The organism is Arthrobacter sp. A2-55, from assembly GCF_025548615.1.
GTDB lineage: Bacteria > Actinomycetota > Actinomycetes > Actinomycetales > Micrococcaceae > Specibacter > Specibacter silviterrae.
Map to the genome: position 1 here is coordinate 1 of NZ_JAJLOZ010000102.1, position 12,743 is coordinate 12,743.

The following is a 12,743-nucleotide window of genomic DNA, read 5'->3' on the forward strand; positions in this document are numbered from 1 at the left end:
GGCGGCGGGTCACCTTCCGCATGGAAGGTAACCCGCCGCCGTCGGCCGTTGGGAGAGAAGCCGCGCGACCCGCTGGCTACCCCGGGAAGCACGAAAGGTGAGGGAGGATCCCCCTAAACACCCCGAAACGTGAGGGAGAATCCCCCAAAACACCACAAAAGGTGAGGGAGGGTCTTATGTGGGGCTAGACGCCTAGGTAGGCCTCCTTGATGGCCGGATTCGCCAGCAGCTCCTTGCCGGTGCCGCTGTGCGTGATCTCCCCGGTCTCCAACACAAAGGCACGGTGTGCCCGGGCCAGCGCCTGGTTGGCGTTCTGTTCCACGAGCAGCACCGTGGTGCCCTGGCTGTTGATCTCGGTGATGATCTTAAAGATCTGCCGGATGAACTGCGGGGCCAGCCCCATGGAGGGCTCGTCCAGCAGCAGCAGCTTGGGACGGGACATCAGTGCGCGGCCAATGGCAAGCATCTGCTGCTCGCCGCCGCTCATGGTGCCGCCGAACTGCTTCTCGCGCTCCTTCAGGCGAGGGAAGAGCGTGAACACGCGGTCCAGGTCCTCGCTGACACCGCTGCGGTCCTTGCGGCCGAAGGTCCCCATGTCCAGGTTCTCCAGGACCGTCATGGCGGGGAAGATCCCGCGCCCTTCAGGGGCCTGTGAGATTCCCTGCACCACGCGGATGTGGGCCTTCATCTTGGTAATGTCCTGCCCCATGAAGGAAATGGAACCGCCCGAAGGGTTCAGCAGCCCGGAAATGGTCTTCATGGTGGTGGTTTTCCCGGCACCGTTGGCCCCGATCAGGGAAACAATTTCCCCTTCCTCCACCGTGAAGGACATCTCCTTGATGGCCTGGATCCGCCCGTAGTGCACGGAAATGTTTTTCAGCTCAAGCAAAGTCATCTTCGGGCTCCCCTAGGTAAGCGGAAATGACCTTCGGGTCTTCCCTGATCACGGATGGCACATTGTCGGCAATCTTCTTCCCGAATTCCAGCACCACAATCCTGTCGGTCACCCCCATGACCAGTTTCATGTCGTGCTCGATGAGCAGCACAGTGTAGCCGTCGTCGCGGATGGTGCGGATGAGCTGCATGAGCTCTTCCTTTTCCGCAGGGTTGAAGCCGGCCGCGGGCTCGTCCAGGCACAGCACCTTGGGGTCCGTCGCGAGGGCGCGGGCAATCTCCAGGCGGCGCTGGCTGCCGTACGGCAGGTGCCGGGACAGCGTGGCTGCCTGGTCGGCAATGCCCACAAATTCCAGCAGCGCCATGCCCCGCTCGATGGCGGACTTTTCCTCCCGGGTGTGCCGCGGCAGGCGCAGCAGGGCCCCGATCACGGACGTCTTGTGCCGGGCGTCCAGGCCCACCACCACATTTTCCAGCGCCGTCATCTCGCCAAAAAGGCGGATGTTCTGGAAGGTGCGGGCCAGTCCGGCACGGGTGATCTTGTGCTGCTTGACCCCGTTGAGCACCCGCCCCTCCAGCAGCACCTGGCCGCTGGTGGGCTTGTATACCCCTGTCATGGCGTTGAAGCAGGTGGTCTTGCCGGCGCCGTTGGGGCCGATCAACCCCAGAATTTCCCCGCGCTTGATGGTAAAGCTGATGTCGTCCAGCGCCAGCAGGCCGCCGAACCTCATGGTGAGGTTCTTCACCTCGACCAGGTCGTCGCCCACCTTGACGGCGATGTCGCGTTCCGGTGCCGCGGCTTCCGCCACTACGGTGTCGACCCCGGCAATGTCGACGTCGGCATGCCGGCCGCTCGTTTCGTTTGACTCGCTCACAGTGACGCCTCCTTCCCGGGCGCGGCCTTGGCCTTGGCGGACTTGGCGTCCGTGCGGGCCTTTACCTCGTTGTAGGCGTGTCTGCCATAGGCCAAAAGTTGCTGTCGCGCGGCAAGCAGGCCGTGCGACCTGAAGATCATGATCAGGCACAGCGCCAGGCCAAAGATCAGGTACTTGTAGTCGGCGATTGCGGTGAAGCGCAGCGGAATGTAGGCCACCAGGGCCCCGCCCAGAATGGCGCCAACCTTGTTGCCTGCCCCGCCCAGCACCACCGCGGCGACGAACAGGACGGAAGTGACGACGTCGAACTTCTGGTTGTTCACGAAGCCGACCTGCCCGGACATGAGCGCGCCTGACATGCCGCCGATGCCCGCGCCGATCGCGAAGGCCCAGACCTTGTACTTGAAGGTGGGAACGCCCATTGTCTCGGCGGCGTCCTCATCCTCGCGGATGGCGATCCAGTTACGGCCCACGCGGCTGCGTTCCAGGTTGCCCGCCAACAGCAGCACAATGATCAATATTGTCAGTGTGAGCCAATACCAGGGGGTTCCGTTGGAGTTGGCAAAGATTGGCACCCCGTGGGCGTCCAATCCCGGCGGATGGCCCAGGTTTTGGAAGCCGACCTGGCCCTTCATGGCCGGGATGATGGTGGCCAGGATGCGCACGATCTCACCGAAGCCGAGGGTGACGATTGCCAGGTAGTCCCCGCGCAGTCGCAGCGTTGGCACACCGAGCAGCACGCCGAAGAACATGGTCACCGCCATGGCCACCGGAATGGTCCACAGGTACGGAATCTTCAGGAACGTGGAGTCGGGACTGGTGAGCATGGCCGCCACATAGGAGCCGACGGCGAAGAAGGCGATGTAGCCCAGGTCCAGCAGGCCTGCGTAGCCGATCACCACGTTCAGGCCCACGGCCACCAGCGCCCAGACAGCCATGGTCTGGCAGGCGAGCGGGAAGTCGTTGCCTGGTTCGGTGGAAATCAGCGGCGGGTTGATGACCGGCAGCAAATAGGCCAGGACCACCACGATGATGAGCACCGCCCATTGCTTCTGGCGCGGCAGCTCCTGCCATTTCTCGCCCAGGCCGCCAAACCAGCCCTTGCGGCGGACTGCGGCACTGGAGCCGGGCGGCGTGCCGACAGCTTCTCGGTCCTCCGCAGCCTGATCTGCCTTGGCGGTGTGGAGTGGTGTGGGTCCGTCTACCATGCTCATGCCCTGCTCCTTCCCAGAGAGGTGCCCAGGATGCCTTCGGGCCGCAGCAGCAGCACCAGCACCAGCACCACAAAGGCGACGACGTCGGTCCACTGGGAGTTGCCCAGCAGGATTTGCCCGTAGTTGCCGATCAGCCCGAGCAGCAGGCCGCCCAGCAGCGCGCCGCGGACGTTGCCGATGCCACCCAGCACAGCTGCGGCAAAAGCCTTGATGCCGAGGATGAACCCGCCGTTGTACTGCACGCCGGAGGGGATCTTCATGACATAGAACAATGCCGCCGCGCCGGCCAGGATGCCGCCGATCACGAACGTGGTGATGATGATCTTTTCCTTGTTGACGCCCATCAGCGTTGCCGTGTCAGGGTCCTGCGCAACGGCGCGGATGCCGCGCCCCGTGCGGGACTTGCTGATGAAGCGCTCGGTGACAACCATCATGATGACGGCTGCAATGACAATGAGCAGCTGCTGCGAGTCAACGATCGTGCCGAAGACGTCAAATATGGGGGTCGGCTTGAACATGGTCAAGGCCTGCTCCGGCACGGGTCCGCGGACCAGGAAGATCGTGTACTGGATGGTGAAGGACGCGCCGATGGCCGTGATCAAAAAGACCAGGCGGGGCGCGTTGCGTTTGCGCAGCGGTTTATAGGCCAGCCGCTCGAGCACGAACGCGGTAAGGGCGGAGGCGCAAACGGCCACAATCAGCGCCAGCAGCAGGTTGACGACGATCGACCCGAGCGAGAGGTTGGGTGCGGACGGCCCGAACCCCAGAAAGCTGAGGGTGAACCAGACGCCGTAGCAGCCCATGATGAACACTTCGGAGTGGGCAAAGTTGATGAGGTTCAGCACGCCGTAGACGAGGGTGTAGCCCAGGGCCACCAGCGCGTAGATGGAGCCGAAGGTCAGCCCGTCAAAGGTGGCGCTCCAAAAGTTCTGCATCAGCGACGGAATGTCGAAGGTGATCCAGGAATTGTCGTCAGTGGACAGGGCGGGTAGGACGGTTAGGAGGGTGGGAATCATGCGGACATCCTGATCTTGGCAGCGCCCACGGCATCGGATGGGCCGGCCGCTGCCGGTAGGGAGAACGGGATAAGGTGGCACGCAAAGGCTGTGGGCCGGAGATCCCCCGTCCCACAGCCTTGTGCGCCCGAATTACTGGCCGATGGCGCCGATCGGAACGATCTTGCCGTTCTCAACCTTGTAGCCGTAAACAGTCGGGGCCTGGAGCTCGCCCTTGTCGTCCCACTTGTAGTGCTTGCTCAGTCCGTCCTTGTCGTAGGTCTTGACCCAGTTCACGAGCTTGGCCCGGTCCTGGTTGCCGGCGTCAATGCCCGCCAGCAGCACGGTGGCGGCGTCGTAACCCTCAATGGAGTACGTGCCGGGTTCGGCGTTGGCCAGAGCCTTGTACGCGGATTCAAACGTCGGGATGAGCTCGCCCGGGATGCAGGGGCAGGTGAAGAAGGCGTTGGCCGAGGCCGAGCCTGCCTGCTTGATGAACTGGTCATCCTTCAGGCCATCCGGGCCGACGAACGTTCCGGTGAAGCCCTTCGCCACCAGCTGCTGGTCGAAGGGGGCGCCCTCGGCGTAGTAGCCGGAGTAGAAGACGGCGTCGGCCTTGGCGTTCATGATCTTGGAGATCGTGACCGAGAAGTCCTTCTGGCCCGTGGTGACCTTGTCGGTGCCGATCAGCGCCGAACCGAGGCCGTCCGAGGTGGTCTTGCCCAGGCCGATCCCGTAATCCGAGTCATCCTGAACAACGTAGACCTTCTTGGCGCCGAGCTTGCCGGTCATGAACTTCGCGGCCGCAGGACCCTGCACGGCGTCGTTGCCCAGGCCACGGAAGAACGTCTTCCAGCCGTTGGTGGTCAGCGTCGGGTTCGTCGCCGCAGGGGTGATGTGGACCAGGCCCTGCTGTTCGAAAATGTTGCCGGTTGCCTTGGACTCGCCGGAGAACGGCAGGCCCACGACGCCGATGATGTCGGCTTCCTTGGTGGCCTGGGTGACCGGGCCGGTGGCCTTGTTCGGGTCGCCTTCAGTGTCAAACTTCTTGAACTGCACCTGGCAGCCGGCGTTGGCCTTGTTGTGCTGGTTGATGGCCAGCTGGATGCCGTTGAAGATGTTGATGCCGAGCTGGGCATTTGCGCCTGTTTCGGCACCGATGTACGCCAGCGTGGTGGTGGAGGGGCAGGTGGCCTTGCCGTTGCCTGCGGGGAGCACCGCATCCTTCGGCGTTTCGATGGAGGTCAGGGCCGGGATGTTGACGGTGGTGGAACCTCCACCGCTTCCCGACGTGCTGCCGCCTGGAGTGGCAGCTTGGTTTGCACAACCACCGAGCAGCATGCCAAGGGTGGCGGCTGCGGCCAGCGTGGTCATAACTTTCTTACGGTACATAGATTCGCCTTCCAGACTATGTCGCAAGGGCCGGCGGACGTCGTCGTCCTACCGGGATCCTTACTCTTCACGACATCAGACACTACCCCCCAAATGTGGTGCAAGACACATTTGCTCATAAAGATCTGATAACGGAAGGTTTTTTGCGCCGAAAGGCACGACGGCGGCGCCCGGGGACAATAAAAAGCCCGCCTCCTGTGGGAGGCGGGCTTTTCTTGCGGCGCAGGCCCGCGGGCGGGCTTTTTTTGGGGCCGGAGCCTAGCTCAGGGTGTCGATGGCCTTGTTCAGCGTGGCCGAGGGGCGCATGACGGCGACAACCTTGGCCGGGTCCGTGCGGTAGTAGCCGCCCAGGTCCACCGGGGAGCCCTGCACGGCCAGCAGCTCGGCGACGATGGTGTCCTCATTGTCGGTCAGGTCCGCGGCGACGGCTGCGAACGCGGCGGCCAGGTCGGCGTCGTCGGTCTGGGCCGAAAGTTCCTGGGCCCAGAACTTGGCCAGGTGGAAGTGGCTGCCGCGGTTGTCAATTTCGCCCACCTTGCGCTTCGGGGACTTGTTCTGCAGCAGGAACGTGCCGGTGGCGCGGTCCAGGGTGTCGGCCAGGATCTGTGCCCGGGCATTGCCCTTGGAGACGGCCAGGTGCTCAAAGCTGACGGCCAGGGCCAGGAATTCGCCCAGGCTGTCCCAGCGCAGGTGGTTTTCCTTCACGAGCTGCTGGATGTGCTTCGGGGCGGAGCCGCCGGCGCCGGTTTCAAAGAGCCCGCCGCCCGCGATGAGGGGGACGATGGAGAGCATCTTGGCGCTGGTGCCCAGTTCCAGGATCGGGAACAGGTCCGTGAGGTAGTCGCGGAGCACATTGCCGGTGACGGAGATGGTGTCTTCACCGCGGCGGATGCGTTCGAAGCTGAACGCCGTGGCCTCCTCCGGGGTCATGATCCGGATGTCCAGGCCCTCGGTGTCGTGGTCCTTGAGGTACTCGTTGACCTTTTCGATCAGCCGGGAGTCGTGCGCGCGGCTCGGGTCCAGCCAGAACACGGCGGGGGTGGCGGAGGCGCGGGCGCGGGTGACGGCCAGCTTGACCCAGTCGCGGACGGGGATGTCCTTGACCTGGCAGGCACGCCAGATGTCGCCCGGGGCCACGTCGTGGGAGATCAGCACCTCGCCGGCGGTGTTGACGATCTGGACGCTGCCGGCTTCATCGAGAATGAAGGTCTTGTCGTGGCTGCCATACTCTTCGGCGGCCTGGGCCATGAGCCCCACGTTGGGCACGGTGCCCATGGTCACGGGATCCAGGGCGCCGTTGTTGCGGCAGTCGTCAATGGCCACCTGGTACACGCCGGCGTAGCTGCTGTCCGGCAGCACGGCCAGGGTGTCGTGCTCCTTGCCGTCGGCGCCCCACATGTGGCCGGAGGAGCGGATCATGGCGGGCATGGAGGCATCCACAATCACGTCGGAAGGGACGTGCAGGTTGGTGATCCCCTTGTCGGAATCGACCATGGCCAGGGCGGGGCCGTCGTCGTATCCCTTCTTGATGGCAGCCTGGACGCCCTCGCGGACATCGGCCGGCAGCGCGTCCAGGCCGTTGAGGATGGAGGCGAGGCCGTTGGCGGGGCTCAGGCCGGCCTTGGCCAGCGCATCGCCGTAGTTGGCGAAGAGCTCGGGGAAGTAGGCCTTGACCACGTGGCCGAAGATGACGGGGTCGGAGACCTTCATCATGGTGGCCTTCAGGTGCGCGGAGAACAGGACGCCCTCCTCCTTGGCGCGGGCCACCTGGGCGGCCAGGAATTCGTCCAGGGCGGCGGCGCGCATCACGGTGCCGTCCACGATCTCCCCGGCCAGGACGGGGAAGGCGTCCTTGAGGACGGTGGCGGTGCCGTCGGCGGCCACGAACTGGATCTTGATTTTGTCATCGGCCGGGATGACCACCGACTTCTCGTTGTGGCGGAAGTCGCCCGTGGACATGGTGGCCACGTTGGTCTTGGAGTCCTTGGACCAGGCACCCATGCTGTGCGGGTTCTGGCGGGCGTAGTTCTTCACGGACAGGGGCGCGCGGCGGTCCGAGTTGCCTTCGCGCAGCACCGGGTTCACGGCGCTGCCCTTGATCTTGTCGTAGCGGGCGCGGACGTCCTTTTCCTCATCCGTGGAGGGGTCGTCCGGGTAGTCCGGGAGGGCGTAGCCCTGGCCCTGGAGCTCGGCGATGGCGGCCTTGAGCTGCGGGATGGAGGCGCTGATGTTCGGCAGCTTGATGATGTTGGCGTCGGGGTCCTTGGCCAGGGCGCCCAGCTCGGCCAGGGCGTCTTCAATGCGCTGGTCCTCGGCCAGGTAGTCGCCGAATACAGCAATGATGCGACCGGAGAGTGAAATGTCGCGGGTTTCGACGTCAACGCCGGCAGTCGAGGCGAAGGCCTGGACGATGGGCAGGAGTGAATACGTGGCCAGCATGGGCGCTTCGTCGGTATGGGTGTAGATGATTTTAGCCATGGGTTGAGGCGTCTCCTGTAAAAATCAGGTGCTTAAAAGCGAATCTGGTGAGATTTCTATCCCCTCCAACTTACCCGAGGGAGCGCCCCAGCCCGCTATCGGCCGCCGTGCGGGCGCTATTATGACCCACTGCGGCCCGTCCGCCAAAAGCTGTCCGGCACGTTTCCTTGGCACGGGCCCGGGGGTGGTTGTTGCCATGCGCCCCCGGTGCGCCCCCGGCGTTTGGCATTGTCCACCCCCGAACGCTCTTAAAGCACGACGGCGGCGGGGCACCTCCCGCTGGAAGGTGCCCCGCCGCCGTCGTTCTCCAATTAGTGGAAGAAGTGGCGCGCGCCGGTGAAGTACATGGTCACGCCGGCCTTGTTGGCGGCCGCGATGACTTCCTCGTCGCGGACTGAGCCGCCAGGCTGGACCACCGCGCGCACACCGGCGTCGAGCAGGATTTCCAGGCCGTCGGCGAAGGGGAAGAACGCGTCGGAGGCGGCCACGGCACCCACGGAGCGCTGTTCGGAAACAGCACCGGGGCCGGCCGCCCCGCCGGCGCCGTCCACGTCGGATTCAACCGAAACGCCCAGCGTGTTGGCGCGGTCCACGGCCAGCTTGCAGGAGTCAACCCGGTTGACCTGGCCCATGCCGATGCCCACCGTGGCGCCGTTGTGGGCCAGCAGGATGGCGTTGGACTTGGCGGCCCGCACGGCCGTCCACGCAAACGCGAGGTCCGCGAGGGTGGCGTCGTCGGCGGCGGGGCCTGCGGCGAGGGTCCAGTTGGCGGGATTGTCGCCGTCGGCGTTGATCTTGTCAGCCATCTGCACCAGCATGCCGCCGGAGACCTGGCGGACCTCGGCCGGGTAGCGGTCGTAGCCCTCGGGCAGCGCCAGTAGGCGGATGTTCTTCTTCTTGGACAAGATTTCCACGGCTTCGGGCTCAAAGTCGGGGGCGATGACCACCTCGGTGAAAATGCCCTTCACCGTCTCCGCCATCGCCTTGGTGACGGTGCGGTTGGCCGCGATCACGCCGCCAAAGGCAGAGAGGGGGTCGCAGGCGTGGGCCTTGGCGTGCGCGTCCGCGATGGGATCCGCGGCGTCCGGGGAGCCCACGGCCACACCGCAGGGATTGGCGTGCTTGACCACTGCCACGGCCGGTCCGGCGAAGTCGAACGCTGCGCGGAGGGCGGCGTCGGCGTCGACAAAGTTGTTGTAGCTCATGGCCTTGCCGTGGAGCTGGTCTGCCTGGGCGATGCCGGCCGGGGCCGCCTTGTCCACGTAGAGGGCCGCCTGCTGGTGCGGGTTTTCGCCGTAGCGCAGCACCTCGGAACGCTCCAGCGAGTAGCTGGCGTAGGCGGGCCAGTCAATGGCGCCGTCGCCGTCCTCATCCAGGAACTGGGCGGACGTCCAGGCGGCCACGGCGTTGTCATACGCGGCCGTGTGGGCAAAGGCTGCCGCGGCCAGGCGCTGGCGGGCCACCAGCGTGAACCCGCCTTCCGCTGCGGCCAGCACGACGTCGGCATACTTGGCCGGATCCACCACCACGGCCACCGACGGGTGGTTCTTGGCGGCTGCGCGCACCATCGAGGGGCCGCCAATGTCGATCTGCTCAACCACGGCGTCCTGCCCGGCGCCGGACTTCACGGTGTCCACGAAGGGGTAGAGGTTCACCACCACCAGGTCGAAGGGCTCAATGTTCATTTCGGCCAGCTGGCGGACGTGGTCCGGCAGGCGGCGGTCGGCCAGGATCCCGGCGTGGACCAGCGGGTGCAGGGTCTTCACGCGGCCGTCAAGGCATTCCGGGAAGCCTGTGACTTCGGAAACTTCCGTCACGGGGACGCCCGCCGCGGCGATCCTGGCCGCGGTGGAACCCGTGGAAACAATGGCGACGCCAGCGGCGTGCAAGCCCGTGGCCAGCTCCTCCAAACCGGTTTTGTCGTAGACCGAGATGAGGGCCCGGCGGATGGGAACACGATTAAGGCGTGAGCTGGTCACAGAAATTCTCCAGGGGTTGGTCGATGATGGCGACACCTCAAGTTTATGCCACTACCACTAGGTAGGCTGTCAGGCATGACGTCCCGTGAGCTGCCCCACTCCCCCGCGCCCGAATCCAGCCCCGATGCCGCCGAGGGTGTTGGATTTTCCGGGGCCGCAGCCGGGGCTGAAGCCGGGGCTGCCGCCGGGGCCTCAGCCGGGGCTTCCCCGGAGCTGTCCCGCCTGGTCAACTCCGTCATCTGGCCCGGTTTTGTCGGCACCACGGTCCCGGCCTGGCTCGATGCGGCCCTGCGCAACGGCCTGGCGGGCGTGGTGTATTTCAGCCACAACATCGATCCCGACGTCCCCGGACAGGTGGCGGCACTCTCTGCCGCAATCCGGGAAGCCAACCCGTCCGCCGTCGTCGGCGTTGACGAGGAAGGCGGAAACGTGACCCGGCTGCAGTCCCGGGACGGCTCCACCGTACCCGGCGCCGCGGTGCTGGGGGCGCTGGACGATGCGGCCGTCACGGAAGCCGCGGGCCGGGCCATTGGGCGGTTGTGCCGGGAGGCCGGCGTGAACCTGGCCATCGCACCGGTGGCGGACGTCAACACGAACCCGCTGAACCCGGTGATCGGAGTGCGGGCGTTTGGTGCCACCACGGACCTGGTCAGCAAACACACCGCGGCGGCCGTGGCCGGCATCCAGTCAGTGGGCGTGGGCGCGTGTGCCAAGCATTTTCCGGGGCACGGGGACACGGTGGCGGACTCGCACATGGATGTGGCCCGCGTGGACCTGACCCTGGCTCAGCTGCGCCGGGACCACCTGCCGCCATTCCAGGCCGCCGTGGATGCCGGTGTGGCCGCCGTCATGACGGCGCACATCATTGTGCCGGAGCTGGGCGAGGCGCCCTCCACGCTGAATCCGCGGGCGGCGGCCCTGCTCCGCGGGATGGGGTTCAACGGGCTGCTGGTCACCGACGCCCTGGACATGGCCGCCGTCCGTGCCACCGTGGGCCCGGGCGAAGGGGCGGTGCTGGCGCTGCTGGCGGGCTCAGACCTGCTCTGCGTGGGCAACCCGCTCAATGCCTACACCACGGGGCGTGACGACCAATCGTGCTACCTCGAGGTGCATTCCGCGCTGATGTCGGCGGTTTCCTCCGGCCGGCTGCCGGTTTCCGTGCTGCAGGGCGCGGCGGCGCGGGTCGCTGCGTTTGCCCAATGGTCGACGGCGGCTGCCCGGGCGGGGAGCGCCGCGGCCGACGGCGGCAACGCGTCCGACGGCGGCAACGCGTCCGACGGCGGCAACGCGTCCGACGGCGGCAAGGCGTCCGACGGCAACGCGTCCGCCGGCTCCAACGTGGACGTGGACTCCCCCGACTGGATCGCTGTGGCCGCCAAGGCATGCCAAGTGGACCAGGGCGCCGGGACGTTGCCGCTGCCGGACGCCGTCGTCACCCTGGTTGATGCCCGCACGGGCCACAACATGGCGGCCGGACCCACGGACAACTTCCTCGCCGCGGCCCTTCTGGACCATTTCCAGGTGAACGCACTCTCCGCGTCCTCGCTGAATGCGGAGAACCTGTCCGACCTGGTGAGCACGGAGGAATCACTGGGCGAACCGGTGCTGGTGCTGGTGGATTCGCTGATGTCCCACGACCAGCAGGCCACCCTGGCACAGGTGGCCTCCGTGGCCCCGCACGCCATCTGCATCAACGCCGGGCTGGTCCCGGCCAGCCGCAAGGCCTCCGGCACGGCGCTGACCACCATCCACTGCCACGGCTTCAGCCAGGTGACCGCCCAAGCCGTCACCACCCTCCTCACCCTCTCCCAACTGTGAGTCAGAAACTGCACCGAAACTCGTCGAAATGTCCATTTTTCATGCAGTTTCTGACTCACAGTTCCCTACCCGGCGGAGGCTGTGGATAACTTAAACGGAATCCGCCCAAAATTGCCATCATGGTCACATGTTCACCCGCGCCGGGTTCCCGGACCGACTTCAATCCGGACCCTTTACTCTCGACACGGCCAAAGACTGCCTGGTGAGGCCCGGCCGGCTGCGCCACAAGGAAATCGTGCGGATCAGCCGCGGCATCAAGAGCCTCGATGACGCTGATGTTCCTTTGGCGCTTCTCACCCGGCCATTCACCCAGGTCACCGGATATTCCGCTGCATCCCACGCCACGGCGTTTGCCATCTGGGAACTTCCAGGGTTCCTCCCCGTCCGGAATGACACCCTCATTCACATTTCCCGCCAGTTCCCACACAACATTCCCCGCCGCCACGGCGTGGAAGGCCACCGAACCAAATTCCGGGACGATGAAGTGGAATGTCTCGACGGCCTGTGGATCACCACCCGGGTAAGGACGTGGCTGGACTGTGCCCGCCGAATGACAGTCGATGAGCTGGTGGTGGTCGCGGACCACTTGATCCGCATTCCGCGGCCCGAGTTCGAAGGCCGCTCCGAGGCCTACGCCACTTTGGCTGAACTGTCCCAAATGTTGGAGCGGAACAAGGGCACACCTGGCATACAAAAAGCCCGTGCCGCACTTACGCTTGCGAGAGTCGGGTCCGATTCAGCGCCTGAAACACGTCTCCGGCTCGCCGTTGTCTATGCTGGCCTTCCGGAACCGGACATCAACAAGAACATACCGCTGGCCGACGGGAAGTCACGCCAGCCGGACCAGTCCTACCCCGAGTATCGGGTCGCGGTGGAGTACGACGGCGGCACACACGCCGACCCCGACCAGGTCATTCGCGACATCAGGCGCCAGGAGGACTTTGCGGCGGCCGGATGGACCGAGGTGCGGATCGCGAAGAACCACATGACGGACGACGCCCGCGCCGCCGTCCGGAAGATTCGTTCGGCGTTGTTCAGTCGCGGCTGGCGTCCGCAAAACTAGGTGTCAGAAACTGCTCGAAAAGACGCCAAATCGGC

9 protein-coding genes are annotated in these 12,743 nt (G+C 65.5%); 2 read left to right on the top strand and 7 right to left on the bottom strand.

Going from position 1 to position 12,743, the window contains the following annotated elements; all coding sequences use genetic code 11:
* Nucleotides 1–184 precede the first annotated feature (184 nt).
* The 7 genes from LPN03_RS19500 to purH form a co-directional block, all read right to left on the bottom strand.
* Entirely contained in the window at nt 185–889 is a 705-nt protein-coding gene (locus tag LPN03_RS19500; RefSeq protein WP_370875274.1) for an ABC transporter ATP-binding protein, read from the bottom strand.
* Complete coding sequence (locus tag LPN03_RS19505; protein WP_165181343.1) at nt 882–1,769, bottom strand: ABC transporter ATP-binding protein; 888 nt, start codon at nt 1,767–1,769, stop codon at nt 882–884. The genes LPN03_RS19500 and LPN03_RS19505 overlap by 8 nt, the downstream gene beginning before the upstream one ends.
* Complete coding sequence (locus LPN03_RS19510; protein WP_165181342.1) at nt 1,766–2,983, bottom strand: branched-chain amino acid ABC transporter permease; 1,218 nt, start codon at nt 2,981–2,983, stop codon at nt 1,766–1,768. Before LPN03_RS19510 ends, LPN03_RS19505 begins: the two co-directional genes overlap by 4 nt.
* Nucleotides 2,980–3,999: a branched-chain amino acid ABC transporter permease gene (locus tag LPN03_RS19515; RefSeq protein ID WP_165181341.1), complete on the bottom strand. Its 1,020-nt coding sequence runs from the start codon at nt 3,997–3,999 to the stop codon at nt 2,980–2,982. Before LPN03_RS19515 ends, LPN03_RS19510 begins: the two co-directional genes overlap by 4 nt.
* 132 nt (nt 4,000–4,131) lie before the next feature.
* A complete protein-coding gene (locus tag LPN03_RS19520; protein ID WP_165181340.1) occupies nt 4,132–5,370 on the bottom strand; it encodes a branched-chain amino acid ABC transporter substrate-binding protein in 1,239 nt (412 codons plus the stop codon).
* A gap of 258 nt (nt 5,371–5,628) precedes the next feature.
* Nucleotides 5,629–7,848: an NADP-dependent isocitrate dehydrogenase gene (locus tag LPN03_RS19525; RefSeq protein WP_262455576.1), complete on the bottom strand. Its 2,220-nt coding sequence runs from the start codon at nt 7,846–7,848 to the stop codon at nt 5,629–5,631.
* A 311-nt stretch (nt 7,849–8,159) separates the two neighbouring features.
* Nucleotides 8,160–9,827 carry a bifunctional phosphoribosylaminoimidazolecarboxamide formyltransferase/IMP cyclohydrolase gene (gene purH, locus LPN03_RS19530; protein ID WP_262455577.1) on the bottom strand — a complete coding sequence of 556 codons (1,668 nt, stop codon included), beginning with the start codon at nt 9,825–9,827 and terminating at the stop codon, nt 8,160–8,162.
* Nucleotides 9,828–9,902: 75 nt separating this feature from the next.
* Here purH and LPN03_RS19535 point away from each other — a divergent pair, with 75 nt between their 5' ends.
* Both LPN03_RS19535 and LPN03_RS19540 read left to right on the top strand, forming a co-directional pair.
* Nucleotides 9,903–11,645 carry a glycoside hydrolase family 3 N-terminal domain-containing protein gene (locus tag LPN03_RS19535; protein WP_262455578.1) on the top strand — a complete coding sequence of 581 codons (1,743 nt, stop codon included), beginning with the start codon at nt 9,903–9,905 and terminating at the stop codon, nt 11,643–11,645.
* A 127-nt stretch (nt 11,646–11,772) separates the two neighbouring features.
* The gene (locus LPN03_RS19540; RefSeq protein WP_262455579.1) at nt 11,773–12,708 is read left to right on the top strand and encodes an endonuclease domain-containing protein; all 936 of its coding nucleotides are present in this window, start codon (nt 11,773–11,775) and stop codon (nt 12,706–12,708) included.
* The last annotated feature ends 35 nt before the right edge of the window (nt 12,709–12,743 follow it).

What these genes read in the sequence shown, in the direction of transcription:
- LPN03_RS19510 (WP_165181342.1), bottom strand. Translation starts at nt 2,983, where the DNA reads ATGAGCATGGTAGACGGACCCACACCACTCCACACCGCCAAGGCAGAT.
- LPN03_RS19515 (WP_165181341.1), bottom strand. Translation starts at nt 3,999, where the DNA reads ATGATTCCCACCCTCCTAACCGTCCTACCCGCCCTGTCCACTGACGAC.
- LPN03_RS19520 (WP_165181340.1), bottom strand. Translation starts at nt 5,370, where the DNA reads ATGTACCGTAAGAAAGTTATGACCACGCTGGCCGCAGCCGCCACCCTT.
- LPN03_RS19525 (WP_262455576.1), bottom strand. Translation starts at nt 7,848, where the DNA reads ATGGCTAAAATCATCTACACCCATACCGACGAAGCGCCCATGCTGGCC.
- LPN03_RS19535 (WP_262455578.1), top strand. Translation starts at nt 9,903, where the DNA reads ATGACGTCCCGTGAGCTGCCCCACTCCCCCGCGCCCGAATCCAGCCCC.
- LPN03_RS19540 (WP_262455579.1), top strand. Translation starts at nt 11,773, where the DNA reads ATGTTCACCCGCGCCGGGTTCCCGGACCGACTTCAATCCGGACCCTTT.